The sequence below is a fragment of the Streptomyces sp. NBC_00335 genome (assembly GCF_036127095.1).
Classification (GTDB): Bacteria; Actinomycetota; Actinomycetes; order Streptomycetales; family Streptomycetaceae; genus Streptomyces.
Genome location: NZ_CP108006.1, coordinates 846,868 through 864,230 on the forward strand (window position 1 = coordinate 846,868; position 17,363 = coordinate 864,230).

Sequence of the window (17,363 nt, forward strand, 5' to 3'; positions counted from 1 at the left end):
ACTGACCGCACCCACGGGACTGACGGGACTGAATTGACCGAGATGGATGAGTTGAATGAGATGACGACCTTCGAGAAGACCCCCGGCTGGCTGGACTGGTACGCCGACCCCGGCCGGCCGGAGTTCCAGGTGCCCGACGGCGCCGTCGACGCGCACTGCCACGTCTTCGGACCGGGGGCGCGGTTCCCGTACGCCCCCGAGCGGAAGTACACCCCCTGCGACGCCTCAAAGGACCAACTGCACGCACTGCGCGACCGGTTGGGCTTCGCCCGCAACGTGATCGTGCAGGCGACCTGCCACGGCGCCGACAACAGCGCCATGCTCGACGCCCTGGAGTCGTCGGGGGGCCTGGCCCGGGGCGTCGCGACCGTACGGCCGGGGATCGCGGACGCCGAGTTGCGGAAGCTGCACGAGGCGGGCGTCCGCGGCGTACGGTTCAACTTCGTCAAGCGGCTCGTCGACGCGGCGCCCCGCCAGGACCTGTTGGACGTCGCCCGGCGGATCGCCCCGTACGGCTGGCACGTCGTCGTCTACTTCGAGGCGGCCGACCTCACCGGCCTGCGGGACTTCCTCCTGGCGATCCCGGTGCCGCTGGTCGTCGACCACATGGGCCGGCCCGATGTCACGAAGGATCCGTACGGTCCGGAGTTCGAGGAGTTCCTCGGCTTCCTGCGGGCCAGGCCCGACATCTGGTGCAAGGTGACCTGCCCCGAACGGCTCACCGTGAGCGGCCCGCCCGCCCTCGACGGGGAGCGGCACGCGTACCGCGACGTGATCCCCTTCGCCCGGCGCGTGGTCGAGGAGTTCCCCGACCGGGTGCTCTGGGGCACCGACTGGCCGCATCCGAACCTGACCGGCCACATGCCGGACGACGGCCTGCTCGTCGACTTCATCCCGCACATCGCGCCCACCCCGGCCCTGCAGCGGGGGCTCCTCGTCGACAACCCCATGCGCCTGTACTGGCCGGACGCCGACTGATCCACCCACCACCGGAGACCACCATGTCGCTGGACAAGACCTACAAACTGGTGCCGGGGACCACGGTCTTCGACGCCGAGCAGTCCGCCAAGGGCTACCACCTCAACCAGTTCTGCATGTCGCTCATGACAGCGGAGAACCGCGCCCTGTACCTCGCCGACGAGCACGCCTACCTGGACTCCTGGCCGCTGCGCGAGGACCAGAAGCGGGCCCTGCTCGACCGGGACCTCAACGCCGCCGTGCGCGCGGGCGGCAACATCTACTTCCTCGCCAAGTGGGGCGCGACCCTGGGGCTCTCGTTCCAGCAGATGGCCGGTTCGATGACGGGCATGACCGAGGAGGAGTACCGCGCCATGATGGCCGGCGGCGGCCGCTCCGTGGAGGGCAACCGCATCGACCACGCCGTTCTGGAGGCGGCGCACGCCGACCCGGCGCCCCCGGCCGAGCACGCCGTGGTCACCGGCGCGGTCTTCACCTCCCACGTACCGGCGATCGGCGCGGCGATGGACCACGCCAAGACCGAAGAGCCTTACTGGCGACCGGTCTTCGAGGGGTACGAGTACTCCCGGCGGTGGGAGCGGGAGAACCTCCCCGACGTGATCTTCCTGGTCTACAACGACCACGCCTCCGCCTTCGACCAGTCCCTGATCCCGACCTTCGTGCTCGGGACGGGCGCCTCCTTCCCGACCGCCGACGAGGGGTACGGGCCGCGCCCCGTCCCCGGCGTCGAGGGCGAACCCGACCTGGCCGCGCACATCGCGCACACGCTCATCAGGAGCGACTTCGACCTCACGCTCGCCAACGAGATGGCCGTCGACCACGGACTCACCGTCCCGCTGTCGCTGATGTTCGGCGACGTCGAGAAGTGGCCGTGCAAGGTGATCCCCTTCCACGTCAACGTGGTGCAGTACCCCGTCCCCTCCGGTTCCCGCTGCTTCGAGCTGGGCCGGGCGCTGCGCCGGGCGATCGAGTCGTACGACCGGCCGCTGAAGGTCCAGGTGTGGGGCACCGGAGGCATGAGCCACCAGCTCCAGGGCCCCCGCGCCGGCCTCATCAACCGCGCGTGGGACAACGCCTTCCTCGACCGCCTGATCACCGACCCGGCCGGCCTGGCGCAGGTCCAGCACCTCGAATACGTCGAGGAGGCCGGGTCGGAGGGCATCGAACTGGTCATGTGGCTCATAGCCCGGGGCGCCATGAGCGACGTGGACGGCGAGGGCCGGGCCGAGGTCAAGCACCGCTTCTACCACGTGCCGGCGTCCAACACCGCCGTCGGCCACCTGATCCTGGAAAACCACCCGGGGGCCGAGACGCCCGCCGTGAAGGAGTGACATGACTGACGACCGAACCCTGAGGGTGGCCCTCGCCGGAGGCGGCGCCTTCGGAGCCAAGCACGCCGCCGCGCTCCGGCGGATCGAGGGCGTCGAGGTGGCCGCCGTGGTGAGCGGCTCCCTCGACAGCGCACGGAAGTTCGCCGATGAGCAGGACGCCGGCCGCGGCGTCGCCACCCTCGACGAGGTGCTGGCCATGGACGACATCGACGCCGTCATCCTCGCCACGCCCACTCCGCTGCACGCCGAGCAGACGCTGGCCTGCCTGGAAGCGGGCAAGCACGTCCAGGTCGAGATCCCGCTGGCAGCCTCCCTCGGTGACGCCGAGGCCTGCCTGAAGGCCCAGCAGGGCAGCGGGCTGGTCGGGATGGTCGGGCACACCCGGCGCTTCAACCCCAGCCACCAGTGGGTGCGGGGACGGATCCGGACGGGCGAGTTCTCGCTCCAGCAGCTGGACGTGCAGACGTACTTCTTCCGCCGCACCAACCTCAACGCCCTTGGTCAGCCCCGGTCCTGGACCGACCACCTGCTGTGGCACCACGCCGCACACACCGTCGACCTCTTCGCCCACCAGACCGGTTCGCCGATCGTGCAGGCGAACGCCGTCCAGGGTCCGATCCACCCCGAGCTCGGCATCGCGATGGACATGTCCATCCAGCTGCGTGCGGAGAACGGCGCCCTCTGCACCCTGTCGCTGTCGTTCAACAACGACGGGCCGATCGGCACCTTCTTCCGCTACATCGGCGACACCGGCACCTACCTCGCCCGGTACGACGACCTCGTCACCGGCAAGGACGAGCCGATCGACGTCAGCGGCGTCGACGTGTCGATGGACGGCATCGAGCTCCAGGACCGCGAGTTCGTCGCCGCCATCCGCGAGGGCCGCGAGCCCAACTCCTCCATCGCCCAGGTGATGGCCTGCTACCGGACGCTGGCCGCTCTGGAACAGCAACTCGACCCCTCGGCCCGCCCGGTGGGCTGAAACAGAGACGAGGGAGCGGTACCGACCCGGTGGGTCGGTACCGCTCCCTCGTCTTACTGCCCGGTGTCGTCAGGCGTAGTGGCGGTAGACCGCCTGGGCGACGCAGGCCGGCTTGTCGTTGCCTTCGACCTCGATGGTGAACGTCAGGGGCATCTGCACGCCGTTGCCCTTGACCTCCTCCACGGTGCCGACGGCGCCGTGCAGGCGTATCTTCGCGCCGACCGGCACGGGACTGGGGAAACGGACCTTGTCCAGGCCGTAGTTGACGCTCATCTTGGTGCCGGTGATGGTGAGGAGCTCGCCGAAGAGCGGGATGATCAGGGCGAGGGTGAGGTAGCCGTGGGCGATCGGGCCCCCGAAGGGGCCGTCCTTGGCCTTCTCCGGGTCCGTGTGGATCCACTGGTGGTCGTCGGTGGCGTCGGCGAAGGTGTTCACCCGGTTCTGGGTGATGTCGAGCCATTCGGTGCGGCCGAGGTCGGCTCCGCTGAGGGCTTTGAGTTCGTCGAGGCCGTGGGTGAGCGTGGGCATGGGAGTTCCTTTCGATGGCAAGGGCCTTGGTGTGCAAGGCCCTTGAGGCTGTGCCGCTCGGACTTCCGTTACGGGTGCGGGCGCGCGGTGGGACCGGGTGCGTGGGCGTCGCGCACCGCGGGCTTGATGATCTTTCCGGAGGCCGTACGGGGCAGTGCGCCGGTCACGACGAGGGACCTGGGGATCTTGTACTTGGCCAGCCGGCCCCGGAGATGGCCGAGGATCGCGTCCTCATCGGTGCGGGCGAACGGCCTGAGGACGACCACGGCGCGGCCGACCTCGCCCCAGACCGGGTCGGGCACGCCGATGACCGCGCACTCGGCGACGGCGGGGTGGGTGAGGAGGACCTCCTCCACCTCGGCCGGGTAGACGTTCTCCCCTCCCGAGACGAACATGTCCTTCACCCGGTCGACGATGTAGGTGTAGCCGTCGTCGTCCGTGCGTGCGACGTCGCCCGTGCGCAGCCAGCGGCCGTCGGCGAAGGCGGCCTCGGTGTGCCCGGGCAGGCCCCAGTAGCCGGTCATGACGTGGGGCCCCTCGACCAGGATCTCGCCGCGCTGTCCCGGCCCGGCCGCACTGCCGTCCGGCAGCACGAGGCGGGTGTCGGTGAAGAAGTGCGGCACCCCGGCGGAGCCCGCCTTGGCCGAGGTCTGCTCGCGGTCCAGGAAGAGGACCCCGGGGGACGCCTCGGTCATGCCGTAGCCCTGGCTGAAGGCCAGACCGCGGGCGAGGTAGGCGGCGATGGTGTGGGCGGGCACGGGGGCGCCGCCGCAGTTGACGGTGCGCAGGCTGGAGAGGTCCGCGCTGTGCCAGCGGGGCCGGGCCGCCATGGCGTCGTACATCGTGGGGACGCCGAACATGTACGTCACCCGCAGCTCCTCGACGAGTTCCAGGACGCGGTCGGCGTCGAAGGCGCCGAGGAGGACCACGCGGCCGCCCTTGAGCAGGGTGGGCAGGCAGGTCATGTTGAGGCCCGCGGTGTGGAACAGCGGGGCCACCACGAGGGTCACCTCGTCGCCGGCCAGGTCGGTGTCGACGAGGACGTTGACGCTGTTCCAGGTGATGTTGGCGTGGGAGAGGACGGCGCCCTTGGGCCGGCCCGTGGTCCCGGAGGTGTACATGATCATGCACGGGTCCTCGGGCGCCACGACCTCGTCCAGCGGGCCGCTCCCGGCGCCCGCGAGCAGCGCCTCGTAGTCGAGGGCGCCCTCCTCGCCGGAGCCTGAGCCGGAACCGGAGCCGGAACCGGACCCGCCGACCGCGATCCGGTGCCGTACGCCCGACTCGGCCGCGGCGGCACGGGCCACCTCGGCCTGTTCGGGCGCGTGGATGAGGAGGGTGCTGCCCGAGTCGGCCAGGTTGTACGCCAACTCCGGCGCGGCCAGGCGGGTGTTGAGCGGGACGAAGACCGCACCCACCGTCCCGGCGGCGAACAGGGCCTCCAGGAAGGCCGGATGGTTGGGCCCCAGGTAGGCGATCCGGTCCCCCGGCGCCACTCCCAGCGCGCGCAGGGCGTGGGCGAGGCGCAGGACCCGCCCGTGCAGCTCCCGGTAGGTCCAGGTGCGGCCTTCGTGGACGACGGCGATCCGGTCGGGGGTCTTGCGGGCCCTGCGGGCCGGCCAGGAGCCGATGCCTTGGTTCAACACGAGCTGTTCCTTCAGTCGGTGAGCAGGCCGAGCAGGCGGGCGGCGTTCTCCTTGAGGATCTTCGGCCGGACCTCGGGCTTGATGTCGAGGTTCTCGAAGTCGGCGAGCCAGCGGTCGGGGGTGATGACGGGGTAGTCGGAGCCGAAGAGCACCTTGTCCTTGAGCAGGGTGTTGGCGTAGCGCACGAGTTGCGGCGGGAAGTACTTCGGGGACCAGCCGGACAGGTCGATGTACACGTGCGGCTTGTGGGTGGCCACCGCCAGGGCCTCGTCCTGCCACGGGAAGGAGGGGTGGGCGAGGATGATCCGCAGTTCGGGGAAGTCCACGGCCACGTCGTCGATCAGCATCGGGTTCGAGTACTTGAGCCGGATGCCTCCGCCGCCCGGTACGCCGGCGCCGATGCCGGTCTGACCGGTGTGGAAGAGGGCGGGCACGCCGAGTTCCTCGATGGCCTCGTACAGGGGGTAGGCGAGCGGGTCGTTCGGGGAGAACGCCTGGATGCTGGGGTGGAACTTGAAGCCGCGAACGCCGTGTTCCTCGACCAGCCGACGGGCCTCGCGCACGCCCGCGCGGCCCTTGTGGGGGTCGATGCTGGCGAAGGGGATCAGCACGTCGGCGTGAGCGGCGCAACTTTCGGCGATCTCCTCGTTGGAGATCCGCGGATGGCCGGTGGCGTGCTCGGCGTCGACGGTGAACACCACGGCCGCCATGCGGCGTTCGCGGTAGTGGCCGGCCATCTCCTCGATGGTCGGCTGCCGGTGTCCGTGCGCCTTGAAGTAGGTCTCGGAGGCACCGAACAGCTCGGGGCTGAGCGCCCCGTGGCCGTCCTTGGAGACCTCCGCGTGCGTGTGCATGTCGATGGCGGTCAGCCGCTCGACGTCCAGCGCGAGGGCGCCCATCTCACGCCCCCGGGATCTGGGGCGCGGGAATGCCGTAGGTCTCGGGCTCGGCTCCGACGCCGCCCGGCCATTCGGCGGCGATGGCGTCGGCGCTCCAGCCGCCGCCGGCGAAGGCGACCGCCTTCTCCTGCGGGTGCGTCCAGAGGGCGAGCCGGTCGCCGCCGATGCCGATGGCCTGTCCGGTGACTCCGTCGGAGGCGTCCGAGGCGAGGAAGGCGATGAGCGCGGCGACGTCCTCTACGGTGCCGAGACCCTCGTCCTTGCGCAGCCAGTCGGGCAGCGGCTCGCCGGTGCGCTCGGACTCCTCGATCAGCGGGGCGAAGGCCGGTATGGACTTGGTCATCTCGGTGGCCGCGACGGGCACGACGGCGTTGACGGTGATGCCGGCGCGGCCCAGCTCCATGGCCCAGGTGCGGGCCATGGCGACGATGCCCGCCTTGGCGGCGGCGTAGTTGGTCTGCCCGAAGTTGCCGCGCTGTCCGGCGGGCGAGGAGATGAGGACGAGCCGGCCGCCGGTCCCCTGTTCGCGCATGCGGACGGCTGCCGCACGGGCGCAGGTGAAGGTGCCGCGCAGGTGGACGCGGACGACGTCGTCGAAATCTTCGTCGGTCATCTTCCACAGCACCCGGTCGCGCAGGATGCCGGCGTTGGTGACGAGCACGTCCAGCCGGCCGAACTCCTCGACCGCCGTGTCCACCAGCTGCTGCGCCGATCGGCTGTCGCCGACCGCCGCGACGACGCCGGTCGCCGTACCGCCCTCGGAGGTGATCGAGGCGACGGCGGCGTCGACGACCGCCCGGTCGACGTCGTTGACGACGACGGCGGCGCCTGCCGCGGCGAGGGCCCGGGCGTATGCCAGACCGAGACCTCGTCCGCTGCCGGTGACGACGGCGACCTTGCCGTGGAGATTCATGAGAGGGGCCTCTCGTAGGTACGGGAAGGGGGGAAGGGGATACACCGAGGTGCCGGCCCGAGCCGGGATCGACAGGAATCCTGATGAACGTCAGTCTGTGCAATCAACAGGATTCCTGTCAATGCCCTAGTCTGGGCGTCCTGTCACCACCACGGGAGGACGAACGTGAGCACCTCATTGCTCTACCTGCTCAAGAGGACGGAGCTGGCGGTCCGCGCCCGCCTGGAGGAGCTGGTCAGGCCCGCCGGGATCACGGCGTTGCAGTACACCGCCCTGACGGTGCTGGAGCGGCACGACGGCATCTCCGCCGCACAGCTCGCCCGCGACTCGTTCGTCACCGCACAGTCGATGGCCGACATGGTCCGGGCACTGGAGAGCCGCGAACTGATCCGGCGCGAGCCCAATCCCGCCAACCGCCGCGAACGCCTCATCCTGCTCGCCGACCCCGGGCGGCGACTGCTCGCCGAGTACGCCGAGCCGGCCCGCCTCCTGGAGGAGCGCATGGTGGCCGACCTGAGCGCCGAGGAGATCGGCGTGCTCCGCCAGGCCCTGGTCGGGGCCTGGCGGTCCCTGTCCTAGGGGGTCCCCGCCGATCGGGCCGGGCCCGCTACTTGAGCGCGTACATGCGAATGACCACGGCATTGTCGCCGTCCGGGCGGGCGAGCCCGACGAAGACCGTCTCCGCGAGCCAGCGGTGGGCGGGGGCATCCGTACGGAAGACCGGCGAGGTGCGGTAGTAGTGCCCGGCCTCGGAGACCTGGAGCTCCCCGTCGAACTGGTCCGGGGTGTCGGCCTTGGGGCTGTAGTAGCCGCGGTTGACGATGTCGATCACGGCGCCGTCCTCGGCCTGGAGCAGGTAGCGGGCCTCCAGCTCGCACACCGCCCCGCGCGTACTGCTCCAGTCGCCTCCCCCGGGAAGGACCTTGCCCCGCAGGCGGGGCCCGTCCACGCTGCCCCCGGTGATGGGGGTGAACTCGGCGACCTCCCCGTCGCCGTGGCCGATGTGCAGCGTGTCGGCCACCTCGGCCCGGATCTCGAACGCGAAGTCGAGGGCGGGAGTGAAGGACATGGCGGTTCTCCGATTCTGTGAGGGAGCACGACGGGCCCGCACGGTCGACGACCGAGGGTGCGGGGCCGCGCGACATCGCCGCCGGTCAGGCCGATCGCGGCGCCGGGCCGGGCCAGACGGGGCGAATGCCCGATCCGGGAGAGAGTCGCGCCTTGCTCTTGACGCCCTAGCTCACCAGATGCAAGCGTGACATGCAACAACGTTATATGACGTTCGTTTATGACGGCTCGCGGGCGGCCTCCCCCACACCCCCCGTGTCGAGCGTCCCCCTCCTTCTCACTCCCCTCGGCAAGGAGCATCAGCCATGGCTGCGAAAAGATCGGTGCTGATCGTGCTGACGAGCGCAGGACTGCTGGCTGCCACAGCATGTAGCGGCTCGACGACCGGAAACGGCGCAACCCCCACGGCCTCGGCCGCACGTCTCACCACCACCACGGCGCCCGGCAGCTCCGAGGTGGACCGGATCGCCTGGGCCCTGCCCTACGGCGAACCGACGACCCTCGACCCGGCCAAGATCGGCGACTACTCGCCCCAGACGGTCGAAGCCAACCTCTGCGACACCCTGACCCGGATGAACGCGGACTTCTCCCTGAGCCCCGGCCTCGCCCAGAAGGTCGCCTGGACCGACGACCACAACCTGGTCCTCGACCTTCGCCCGGACGTCACCTTCTGGGACGGCTCGCCCATGACCCCCGTGGACGTGATCCACAGCCTGGAGCGACAGCGGGACCCGAGGACACAGGCCCTCTACGGCAACTACCTGGCCGCCGTGACCTCGATCGAGGCCACCGGCCCCCACCAGGTGACACTGCGGACCGAGAAGTACGACCAGACCCTCCCCAAGGCCCTGTCCACGTCGTTCGGCGCGGTCGGCCAGAAGGCGTACACCGAGAAGGCCGGCGCCGCCTACGGCAGCCCCAAAGGCGGCCTGATGTGTACGGGGCCCTTCAAGCTGGGGTCCTGGAAGTCCGGCACCGGCATCACCCTGGAACGCAACGACGCGTACTGGGACACCGGGCTCAAGCCGAAGGTGAAGCAGATCGAGTTCCGGTTCATCACCAACAACAACACGCTGACCAGCGCCCTGCTGTCCGGCGAGATCGACGGCACGTACGAACTTCCGCCCAGCAGCGCCACCGCGCTCGCCAGGGCGGACAACGGCGAGGTGCACCTGGGCCCGTCGACCCAGAACGTCCTGCTGATCCCCGGCAACGCCGAGTCGCCCGCGGCCGACCGGAAGCTCCTGGACGCCCTGTCCCTGGTCATCGACCGCGACGCGCTGATCAGACACGTCTTCGGGGGCGACGCCACCACCCTGAAGTCCCTCGTCCCGCCCCTGACCTGGAGCGGTGACAAGGCCGCCGCCCAGTTCGACGCGGCCTACGCGGCGCTGCCCGAGGTCCCCCGGCCGGACGTGGAGAAGGCGAAGGCACTGGTCGCACGGGCCCGCCCGGCCGGGCGTCCGCTGGTGGCCGCCATTCCCGCCGGGGACCAGCGCTCGCTGCAGGCCCTGACCTTCATCCAGGCCGCGGCGAAGAAGATCGACGTGGACATCGAGATCAAGCAGCTCCAGCCCACCGAGATGTCCTCGCTCTTCTACGACCCCTCGGTCCGCAAGGGCCTCGACCTCATCCTCACCTTCGGCTACGTCACGATGCCCGACCCGGCGTCCTACGTGGCCGAGAGCGTCACCCCCCGCGGCATCTTCAACTGGACCGGCTACGACAACCCCGACGTGAACCGGCTGCTCGACCAGGCCCGCACCTCCTCCGACCCCGCTGCCTCGGCCGCGGCGTACGCGCAGGCCCAGGCCCTCTTCACCCCCACCACCCCGGCCGTGTTCCTGGCGACCACGCACGAGCGGATGTTCATGAACGAGCGCATCAGCGGTGCGCCGACCTCCTTCGCGTACATGGGCATGCCGTGGGCCGCCCACCTCGGCGGGACCGCCAAGTGACCGCCACCCCTTCGAATCAGGAGACGACGATGACCGACACCACCGGTGGCACCCCCCTGTGGGACCACTCGGCCGCCGAACTGGCCGCCGGCATCCGCGCGAAGACCTTCTCGGCGACCGAGGTCGCGCAGGCCTTCCTCGCACGCATCGAGGAGACCAACCCCGCGCTGAACGCCCTCGTGGACATCCGGCCCGAGGAAGCCCTCGCCCAGGCGGCGGCCGCCGACGCCGCGGTGGCCGCGGGCGGAGAACTGCCCCCGCTGCTCGGCGTCCCGGTGTCCACCAAGATCAACACCTCGCAGCGCGGGTACGCCAGCTCGCACGGGGTCGCCGCCTGGGCCGGCGCCGTCGCCCAGGACGACGCCGTCTGTATCGCCGGCCTGCGCGACGCGGGGGCGACCCTGCTGGGCCGCAGCAACAGCCCGGCCTTCGCCGTGCGCTGGTTCACCGGAAACGAACTGCACGGCACGACCCTCAACCCCTGGGACCCCACCCGCACGCCGGGCGGCTCCTCGGGAGGCGCCGCCGCGTCGGTCGCCGCCGGCATGACCCCCATCGCGCAGGGCAACGACATCGGCGGCTCCGTCCGCTTCCCCGCGTACTGCTGCGGCGCCGTCGGCCTGCGCCCCACCATGGGACTCGTCTCCGGTGTGGAGCCGCGCGGCGCGGAGGAGTTCGACAGCCCGCTGTCCTTCCAGACCATGGCCGTCCACGGGGCGCTCGGCTGGACCGTCGACGACGTCCGGCTCGGCCTGCACGCCATGGTGAGCCCGGATCTGAACGACCCCGTGGGCCTCCCGGTGCGGCCGCCGCTGGGCACCCCCGGCCGGGTCAAGGTCGCGGTCGTCCGTTCCGTCGGAGGCACCAAGCCGCACCCCTCCGTCGACGCGGCCATCGACGACGCGGCCCGGTGGCTGAGCGAGGCCGGCCACGAGGTGGAGGAGATCGAGCTTCCTCTTCTCGGCGAGGCCGCCCGGCTGTGGTCGCTCCTGATCTACCAGGAGCTGAAGACGATGATGTCCGAGATCGAGATGTTCGGCGACGAAGCCGTACGCGTCTCCCTCGCGTCCTGCTTCGCCGCGGCCGCGGAGATGTGGGGCGCGCAGCCCACCCTCGCCGAGTACATCCGCGGGTACGCCCGCCGCGGCACCCTCATCAGCCGCTTCCAGCAGTTCCTGGGCCAGGACCGGGTCGTGCTGACGCCGGTCTGCGCCGAGCCGCCCTTCGAGCAGGACGCCGACCTCGCCGGCGACGCCCGGGTGGGCGAACTGCTGGCCTCACAGTGGCCGATGCAGGCCGTACCCGTCCTCGGGTTCCCCGCCATCTCCGTGCCCACCGGCCTGCGCGACGGGCTGCCGTCGGGCGTACAGCTGATCGGCGGCCGCTTCCAGGAGGACCTGCTGCTGCACGTCGCCACGGCGATCGAGACCCGGGCCACCCGTACCCGGCCGACCCTCTCCTGGGCAACGACCGGCTGACCGACCCGTGTCCCCGGCACACCAACGGCGTGCCCCGGCGGTCTTCCCAGACCGCCGGGGCACGCCGTTTCCCGCTTCCTCCAGCGCGCCGCACGGCTCGCCGGGGGCCTGGAACCTCGCCGGGGAAGGCCTCACCGATACCGGGACCCGGGCGCACGAACCCGAGCGCACGAACCCGGGTGCACAACGACGAAGACGCCCGCCCCCTCACCGGGGCGGGCGTCTTCGTCGTTGTGCGCCGCGTGGCACGCGGGACGTCAGGGGGCGGCAGCCCTGTCCGCCATCCTCCGCGGCTTCCAGCCCGGCTTCGGGATGGAGTCGATGAGGCGCCGGGTGTACGGGGCCTGCGGAGCGCCGAGGACCCTCGCGACCGGGCCTTGTTCGACGACCCTTCCCGCCTGCATCACCAGGACGTCGTCGCTGATGTGCCGGACGGCGCCGAGGTCGTGCGTGATGAACAGCAGGGCGGTGCCGGTGTCCGCACGGATACGGGCGAGCAGGGCCAGTACCTGCGCCTGGATGGACACGTCCAGGGCGGCGATGGCCTCGTCGAGGATCAGTACCCGTGGTTCGGCGGCCAGGGAGCGGGCGATGGCGACGCGCTGGCGCTGTCCGCCGGAGAGGGCCTTCGGCAGCGAGCGTGCCTGCCGCTCGTCCAGGCCCACCATGTCGAGCAGTTCGGTCACCCGGGCGCGCAGCCGGTCGGCGGGCAGCTGCCGGTGCAGCGCGACCGCCTCGGCGACGGCGTCCCCGACCCGCTGACGCCGGTCCAGGGAGGAGTAGGGGTCCTGGAACACCATCTGGATCTGCCGGCCACGGACGTGGCGCTCGCGAGAACGCGCCCGCCCGGCCCGGCGCTCGTCCCCGTCGACGACGACGTGTCCGCCGCTCGGCGCTTCGAGCCCGGCGATCATGCGGGCGGTGGTCGTCTTGCCCGATCCCGACTCGCCGACGATCGCCAGGGAACCGTGCTCCGGGAGCGAGAACGTCACGTCGTCCACGGCGACGAAGTCACCGAACTCCTTGCGGAGGTTGCGTACCTCAAGCACGGCTACCGGCCTCCTCGGTCGAGGGTGTGTGCGGGAAGTGGCAGGCCGCCGTGGCGTCGGCGGTGGTGCTCGGGTGCGGTCGGTCGCTGCGGCACAGGTCCCGTACGCGCGGACATCGTTCCCCGAAGGCGCATCCGTCGGGCGCTTCGAAGCCGGACAGGGGTCTGCCCGGGATCGAGCGGAGTTCCGCGGTGGTGTCGGAGACCGAGGGACGGGAGGCCAGCAGGGCGCGCGTGTAGGGGTGGGCGGCGCCGGAGCGCAGGCGGCCGGCGGGGAGTTCCTCCACGGTCGAGCCCGCGTACATGACCACGACCCGGTCGCACACGGCTGCCGCGAGTTCCAGGTCGTGGGTGATGAACAGCATGGCCAGCCCGCGGGCTTCGCGGGCCTCGCCGATGATGGCCATGACCTCTTCCTGCGTGGTCACGTCGAGGGCGGTCGTCGGCTCGTCCGCGAGGAGCAGGCGTGGTTCGGCGGCCAGCGCGGCCCCGATCATCACCCGCTGGAGCAGACCGCCCGACAGCTCGTGGGGCCGTTGGCGCATGCGCCGGTCGGCATCGGCGATGCCGACTTCCCGCAGGATTCCGGTGACCTTCCGGACCGCCTCGGCGGCCGGCACGCGGCGTGTGGTGGTGAGTCCTTCGATCAGGAAGTCGCCGACGCTGCGGGCGGGGTTGATGTGGGCGCGGGGGTCCTGGAACACCATGGCGACCTCGCCGGCGCGGAAGGCGCGCAGGCGCTCGGGGCTCATCCGCGGGACGGACTCCCCCGCGAACAGCACGTCTCCGTGGATCCGGGCGGTCCGGGGCAGCAGCCCCATGACGGCGCGGGCGGTCAGGGACTTGCCGGATCCGGACTCGCCGACCAGGGCGACGGCCGTTCCCTCGTGGATGGCGACATCGGCGCGGTGGACGACGGTGCGGGCGGCCCCGTCGACGGGCAGGTCGATGCCGAGCGCGTCGATCCTCAGCAGCGGTGTGGAAGTCATGCGTTCTCTCCGAGCAGACGTCGGGACAGGCCCGTCCCCAGCAGGTTGAACGCGATGACGACGACCAGGATGGCGAGGCCCGCGTACAGCGACTGCTCTGGTTGTCCCGCGAGGATGGAGGGGGCCCCGTTGGAGACCATGAGTCCCCACTCCGGGTCCGGGGGCTGGCTGCCGAGTCCGAGGAAGGAGATCGCCGCCACGTCGAGCAGGGCGTAGCCGAATCCGATGGTGGCCTGGACCAGGACGAGCGGGAGCAGGTTCGGCAGGAGGTGCCGCAGCCAGATGCGGGCGGTGGGCGCGCCGAGGAGCTGGAGCGCCGAGACGTAGGGCAGGTGGCGCTCCTTGATCGCGGCGGACCGTACGACACGGGTGATCAGGGGCAGGTAGGCGATCGACAGGGCGACGATCGGTGCGACGAGTCCGGCGCCGAAGACCGCGGCGACGAGGACGGCCATGATCAGCCCCGGGAAGCCGAAGACGATGTCCAGGGCTCCGGAGACGAACCGGTCGAGCCGGCCTCCGCACCACGCCGCCGCCAGCGCGAGGAGGGTGCCGAGCGTGGTGGACACGGCGATCACGACGGCGGGGGCGCAGAGGCTGGCGCGGGTTCCGGCGATCAGCCGGGACAGCAGGTCGCGTCCGGTGTCGTCGGTGCCCAGGAGGTGGGCGGCGGAGGGTCCGGCGTTGACGTTCAGCGGGTCGACGGCATTGGGGTCGTGCGGGGCGAGCAGGGGGCCGAGCACGGCCAGCAGGACGAACAGGGCGACGACGCAGGCCGCCGCGAGCGTCAGGTGGTCGCGCGGGGGGCCGGTGCGCCGTGCGGGCACCGTACGGGTGGACAGGGCGGTGGTCATCGGACCCCCTTCTGCGCGGTTCGGGGGTCGAGCGCGGCGCTGACCAGGTCGACGGTGGTGTTGAGGACGACGAAGACCACCACGAAGACCAGCGACACGGCCTGTACGACGGCCATGTCCTGCTTGGACGCGGCCTCGATCATGAGGGCTCCGAGCCCTCCGGTGCCGAACGCCTGCTCGGCGACGGCCGCGGTGGCGATGAGCCCGGCGACGCCGACGCCGGAGACGGCGAAGACGGGGCCCGAGGCGTTGTGCAGCACGTGCCGCCTGATCACCGTGCGCTCGGGGACGCCGCGGCTGCGGGCGGTCTCGACGTGCTCGGAGCGCATCTCCGCGCGGACGGCGGTACGGGTCACCTGGGCGACGTAGCCGATCCAGGTCAGCGCCAGGGCGACGGCCGGGAGCGTCAGGTGCGTGAGGGTGCCGCCGAAGCCCTCGCCGGAACCGTAGACGGGAAACCACGGCAGCTGCACGGCGAAGAGCCAGATGAGCAGCACCGCCATGATGAAGGTCGGTACCGCCATCGCACCCGCCGTCAGGGTCGTGGCCAGGGTTTCCGTACGTCCGCCGCGCAGGGCGGCGACGGTGCCGATGACGGTGCCGCCGACGAGGACGAGGACGGAGGCGTAGGAGACGAGCGCGAGGGTGTCTCCGGCGCGGGCGCCGATGAGTCCGGCGACGGAGTCGCGGTAGACGAGGGACTTCCCGAAGTCCCCCTGCAGGCAGTTGCTCAGCCAGTGCCAGTAGCCCTGGATGAAGGGGTCGTCCAGGTGGTACTCGCGGTGGATCTGGGCCAGCACCGCGGGGTCGGGGTTCCGGCTGCCGCCGACGAGCAGCGTGGCCGGATCGCCGGGAGTGAGGAACATCGCGCCGTAGATGGCCAGGCTGGAGACGAGCACGGTCACGACGAGCATGCCCAGCCGGGTGGTGGCGAATCGCAGGCTCATCTCGGACCGCCCCCTTCACGGCGGAGCCGCTCCGCGGCCGGGTGGTGCACGGCCGGGTGGTGCACGGCCGAGCCGTCGGGCAGGACGGTCAGGCACAGCCGGGAAGGGTGGGCGGAGCCGGTCCGCAGCGTCTGCAGGCTCGCCTTGGGCGAGGTCGTCAGCCAAGGGCTCTCCAGCGAACCGGAGTTGGGCAGGTGGTTCGGGAAGTCGCTGCCTGCGATCATCAGCGCGAGACGGTGCCCCGGGCGCACCCGGTAGCCGGTGTGCCCGAGGGTGATGTCCAGCTCGCCCGCCCTGTCGGCCTGGGCGCAGCCGCGCACGATCAGGCGCGCCGTGCCGTCCGGGGCCAGGTCGAGGAGACGGACGAACACGTCGAAGGTGGGCGCCGTGCTGTCCACGTGCAGCACCGCGCGTACGGGGCCGGCAAGGTCCAGCGGCCGGTCTGAGGCGGGGCCGGTGAACACGAGGACGTCGTCCCGGTCGAGGGTGCGGCGCTCGTCGGCGTGGTCGCGCAACTGCAGGAAGGTGTCGGCCGCGGCGGACGGCACGAGATCGTCGGGGTCGTACCGCCACCGGGCCGATTGCGGCGGGCCGGCCTGGCCCGGGGCCAGTCTGCCCCCGGGGACCGTTCCGGCCGCCTCGGCCGGATCCGTCAAGTACAGCTCGGCGGACGTGGCTTCGGGCAGCGGCCAGGTCTCCGCGGTGCGCCAGCCCTCGTGGCCGAGCTTCCAGCGCACCCGGGGCAGGGAGTCGGGCCGTGCGGCGCCCTTCAGGAAGATGTCGAAGAACTCGATCGCGGTCCCGGCGTAGGAATCGAGCATGCGCTCAAGGGCGGCATCGCCTTCCCCGTGGTCGGTCTCGGGCGTAGCCGGGGCGTCCTCCAGGAAGTAGTTCTCGTGGTCGATCGTGTCGGCGACCAGGTACTGGACGGCCGCCCACCCGGGGCGCTCGGCCAGCTCCGTGTAGTCGCGCATGTGCGCGATGCCGAGGTTGTCGAACCAGCCCACGCAGTGCAGCACGGGCACGGGGCGGGCGTCGTAGGGGTGCGGACCGTTGTACGGGGCGAGGGGGATGCCGCCGACGATGAGGTCGAAGCCGGCCGAACGCTTCCCGATGGCGGTGAACGCCTCCTCGTAGGCGGCGACGATCGGGCGCCGGGTGAGATCGACGTCGAACTCGTAGGTGTCGTTGTCCGTCCACACCTGCGCCTGATAGGTGGCCCCCTCCAGCCACAGGGGCTGCCGGCCCGAGCCGGAGTCGTAGGCGGCGACGCCGGGGGCGTTCGCGGTGCAGGTCACCCGGGGGACGATGGCGCGCAGCGCGGGATGCTGGCTGGAGACCGCCGACCACTGGGTGAATCCGTAGTACGAGTCGCCGAACATGCCCACGACCCCGTCGGACCAGGGCTGGTGGGTGATCCAGTCGAGGGTGTCGTAGCCGTCGTCGACCTCTCCGGTCCAGCCCAGGGTCCGGCCCTGGGAGCGGAACTTGCCCCGGACGTCCTGGACCACCACGACGTACCCGCGCGCCGTGAACCGCTCCGCGATCCGGTCGAAGAAGACGTACCGGCTGTTCTTGTCGTAGGGCAGGCGGGCCAGGACGGTCGGCGCCGGCGCCGACCCCCCGGCGGCGGCGTACACGTCGGTGGCCAGCCGCACGCCGTCGCGCATCCGGACCATGTGCTGCCGTGCGGACGGAGGGACGGGTTCCGACGTGACCTGTCGGACGGCAAGGTTCATGAAGC

Annotated in this window: 16 protein-coding genes; 6 read left to right on the forward strand and 10 right to left on the reverse strand. The window is 71.3% G+C overall.

Annotation, left to right across the window (positions count from 1 at the left end):
- The first annotated feature begins 42 nt into the window (after positions 1–42).
- From OHA37_RS03840 to OHA37_RS03850, 3 genes are read left to right on the forward strand one after another with little or no spacing between them, the layout of a single operon-like run.
- The gene (locus OHA37_RS03840) at positions 43–978 is read left to right on the forward strand and encodes an amidohydrolase family protein (RefSeq protein ID WP_443046104.1); all 936 of its coding nucleotides are present in this window, start codon (positions 43–45) and stop codon (positions 976–978) included.
- A gap of 23 nt (positions 979–1,001) precedes the next feature.
- Complete coding sequence (gene ligA / locus OHA37_RS03845; protein ID WP_266902450.1) at positions 1,002–2,309, forward strand: protocatechuate 4,5-dioxygenase subunit alpha; 1,308 nt, start codon at positions 1,002–1,004, stop codon at positions 2,307–2,309.
- Between the two features lies 1 nt (position 2,310).
- Positions 2,311–3,291 carry a Gfo/Idh/MocA family oxidoreductase gene (locus OHA37_RS03850; RefSeq protein ID WP_266902452.1) on the forward strand — a complete coding sequence of 327 codons (981 nt, stop codon included), beginning with the start codon at positions 2,311–2,313 and terminating at the stop codon, positions 3,289–3,291.
- 69 nt (positions 3,292–3,360) lie between these two features.
- Here OHA37_RS03850 and OHA37_RS03855 read toward each other — a convergent pair whose 3' ends face one another.
- The 4 genes from OHA37_RS03855 to OHA37_RS03870 all read right to left on the reverse strand — a co-directional run bounded on the left by OHA37_RS03855 (position 3,361) and on the right by OHA37_RS03870 (position 7,277).
- Positions 3,361–3,819 (reverse strand): MaoC family dehydratase, encoded by a 459-nt coding sequence (locus OHA37_RS03855; RefSeq protein WP_266902454.1) that lies wholly within the window; start codon positions 3,817–3,819, stop codon positions 3,361–3,363.
- A 68-nt stretch (positions 3,820–3,887) separates the two neighbouring features.
- A complete protein-coding gene (locus OHA37_RS03860) occupies positions 3,888–5,465 on the reverse strand; it encodes an acyl-CoA synthetase (protein WP_266902455.1) in 1,578 nt (525 codons plus the stop codon).
- Positions 5,466–5,476: 11 nt separating this feature from the next.
- The gene (locus OHA37_RS03865; protein ID WP_266912493.1) at positions 5,477–6,349 is read right to left on the reverse strand and encodes an amidohydrolase family protein; all 873 of its coding nucleotides are present in this window, start codon (positions 6,347–6,349) and stop codon (positions 5,477–5,479) included.
- Between the two features lie 16 nt (positions 6,350–6,365).
- Complete coding sequence (locus OHA37_RS03870) at positions 6,366–7,277, reverse strand: SDR family oxidoreductase (RefSeq protein WP_266902457.1); 912 nt, start codon at positions 7,275–7,277, stop codon at positions 6,366–6,368.
- A 165-nt stretch (positions 7,278–7,442) separates the two neighbouring features.
- On the opposite strand from OHA37_RS03870, the gene OHA37_RS03875 reads away from it, so the two are divergent.
- Positions 7,443–7,856 carry a MarR family winged helix-turn-helix transcriptional regulator gene (locus tag OHA37_RS03875; protein ID WP_266902459.1) on the forward strand — a complete coding sequence of 138 codons (414 nt, stop codon included), beginning with the start codon at positions 7,443–7,445 and terminating at the stop codon, positions 7,854–7,856.
- A 28-nt stretch (positions 7,857–7,884) separates the two neighbouring features.
- On the opposite strand, the gene OHA37_RS03880 is transcribed toward OHA37_RS03875, so the two are convergent.
- Positions 7,885–8,346, reverse strand: coding sequence for a DUF3237 domain-containing protein (locus OHA37_RS03880; RefSeq protein WP_266902461.1), 462 nt, complete (start codon positions 8,344–8,346; stop codon positions 7,885–7,887).
- Positions 8,347–8,650: 304 nt separating this feature from the next.
- Between OHA37_RS03880 and OHA37_RS03885 the strand changes: the two genes are divergently transcribed.
- Complete coding sequence (locus OHA37_RS03885; RefSeq protein WP_266902463.1) at positions 8,651–10,303, forward strand: ABC transporter substrate-binding protein; 1,653 nt, start codon at positions 8,651–8,653, stop codon at positions 10,301–10,303.
- Positions 10,304–10,332: 29 nt separating this feature from the next.
- On the forward strand, positions 10,333–11,781 hold the full coding sequence (locus OHA37_RS03890) for an amidase (RefSeq protein WP_266902465.1): 1,449 nt from the start codon (positions 10,333–10,335) through the stop codon (positions 11,779–11,781).
- A 257-nt stretch (positions 11,782–12,038) separates the two neighbouring features.
- On the opposite strand, the gene OHA37_RS03895 is transcribed toward OHA37_RS03890, so the two are convergent.
- The 5 genes from OHA37_RS03895 to OHA37_RS03915 are packed head-to-tail and all read right to left on the reverse strand — an operon-like array spanning position 12,039 to position 17,358.
- On the reverse strand, positions 12,039–12,830 hold the full coding sequence (locus OHA37_RS03895; protein ID WP_266902466.1) for an ABC transporter ATP-binding protein: 792 nt from the start codon (positions 12,828–12,830) through the stop codon (positions 12,039–12,041).
- A complete protein-coding gene (locus OHA37_RS03900) occupies positions 12,823–13,818 on the reverse strand; it encodes an ABC transporter ATP-binding protein (RefSeq protein ID WP_266902467.1) in 996 nt (331 codons plus the stop codon). Before OHA37_RS03900 ends, OHA37_RS03895 begins: the two co-directional genes overlap by 8 nt.
- Entirely contained in the window at positions 13,815–14,672 is an 858-nt protein-coding gene (locus OHA37_RS03905; protein ID WP_266902469.1) for an ABC transporter permease, read from the reverse strand. The genes OHA37_RS03900 and OHA37_RS03905 overlap by 4 nt, the downstream gene beginning before the upstream one ends.
- Positions 14,669–15,619, reverse strand: coding sequence for an ABC transporter permease (locus tag OHA37_RS03910; protein WP_266902471.1), 951 nt, complete (start codon positions 15,617–15,619; stop codon positions 14,669–14,671). Before OHA37_RS03910 ends, OHA37_RS03905 begins: the two co-directional genes overlap by 4 nt.
- The gene (locus tag OHA37_RS03915; protein ID WP_266902473.1) at positions 15,616–17,358 is read right to left on the reverse strand and encodes a CocE/NonD family hydrolase; all 1,743 of its coding nucleotides are present in this window, start codon (positions 17,356–17,358) and stop codon (positions 15,616–15,618) included. Before OHA37_RS03915 ends, OHA37_RS03910 begins: the two co-directional genes overlap by 4 nt.
- Between the last annotated feature and the right edge of the window lie 5 nt (positions 17,359–17,363).

Excerpts from the sequence above, each read along its gene's own strand:
- OHA37_RS03840 (WP_443046104.1), top strand. The coding sequence starts at position 43 with ATGGATGAGTTGAATGAGATGACGACCTTCGAGAAGACCCCCGGCTGG.
- ligA (WP_266902450.1), top strand. The coding sequence starts at position 1,002 with ATGTCGCTGGACAAGACCTACAAACTGGTGCCGGGGACCACGGTCTTC.
- OHA37_RS03850 (WP_266902452.1), top strand. The coding sequence starts at position 2,311 with ATGACTGACGACCGAACCCTGAGGGTGGCCCTCGCCGGAGGCGGCGCC.
- OHA37_RS03855 (WP_266902454.1), bottom strand. The coding sequence starts at position 3,819 with ATGCCCACGCTCACCCACGGCCTCGACGAACTCAAAGCCCTCAGCGGA.
- OHA37_RS03870 (WP_266902457.1), bottom strand. The coding sequence starts at position 7,277 with ATGAATCTCCACGGCAAGGTCGCCGTCGTCACCGGCAGCGGACGAGGT.
- OHA37_RS03880 (WP_266902461.1), bottom strand. The coding sequence starts at position 8,346 with ATGTCCTTCACTCCCGCCCTCGACTTCGCGTTCGAGATCCGGGCCGAG.
- OHA37_RS03885 (WP_266902463.1), top strand. The coding sequence starts at position 8,651 with ATGGCTGCGAAAAGATCGGTGCTGATCGTGCTGACGAGCGCAGGACTG.
- OHA37_RS03890 (WP_266902465.1), top strand. The coding sequence starts at position 10,333 with ATGACCGACACCACCGGTGGCACCCCCCTGTGGGACCACTCGGCCGCC.
- OHA37_RS03900 (WP_266902467.1), bottom strand. The coding sequence starts at position 13,818 with ATGACTTCCACACCGCTGCTGAGGATCGACGCGCTCGGCATCGACCTG.
- OHA37_RS03905 (WP_266902469.1), bottom strand. The coding sequence starts at position 14,672 with ATGACCACCGCCCTGTCCACCCGTACGGTGCCCGCACGGCGCACCGGC.
- OHA37_RS03910 (WP_266902471.1), bottom strand. The coding sequence starts at position 15,619 with ATGAGCCTGCGATTCGCCACCACCCGGCTGGGCATGCTCGTCGTGACC.
- OHA37_RS03915 (WP_266902473.1), bottom strand. The coding sequence starts at position 17,358 with ATGAACCTTGCCGTCCGACAGGTCACGTCGGAACCCGTCCCTCCGTCC.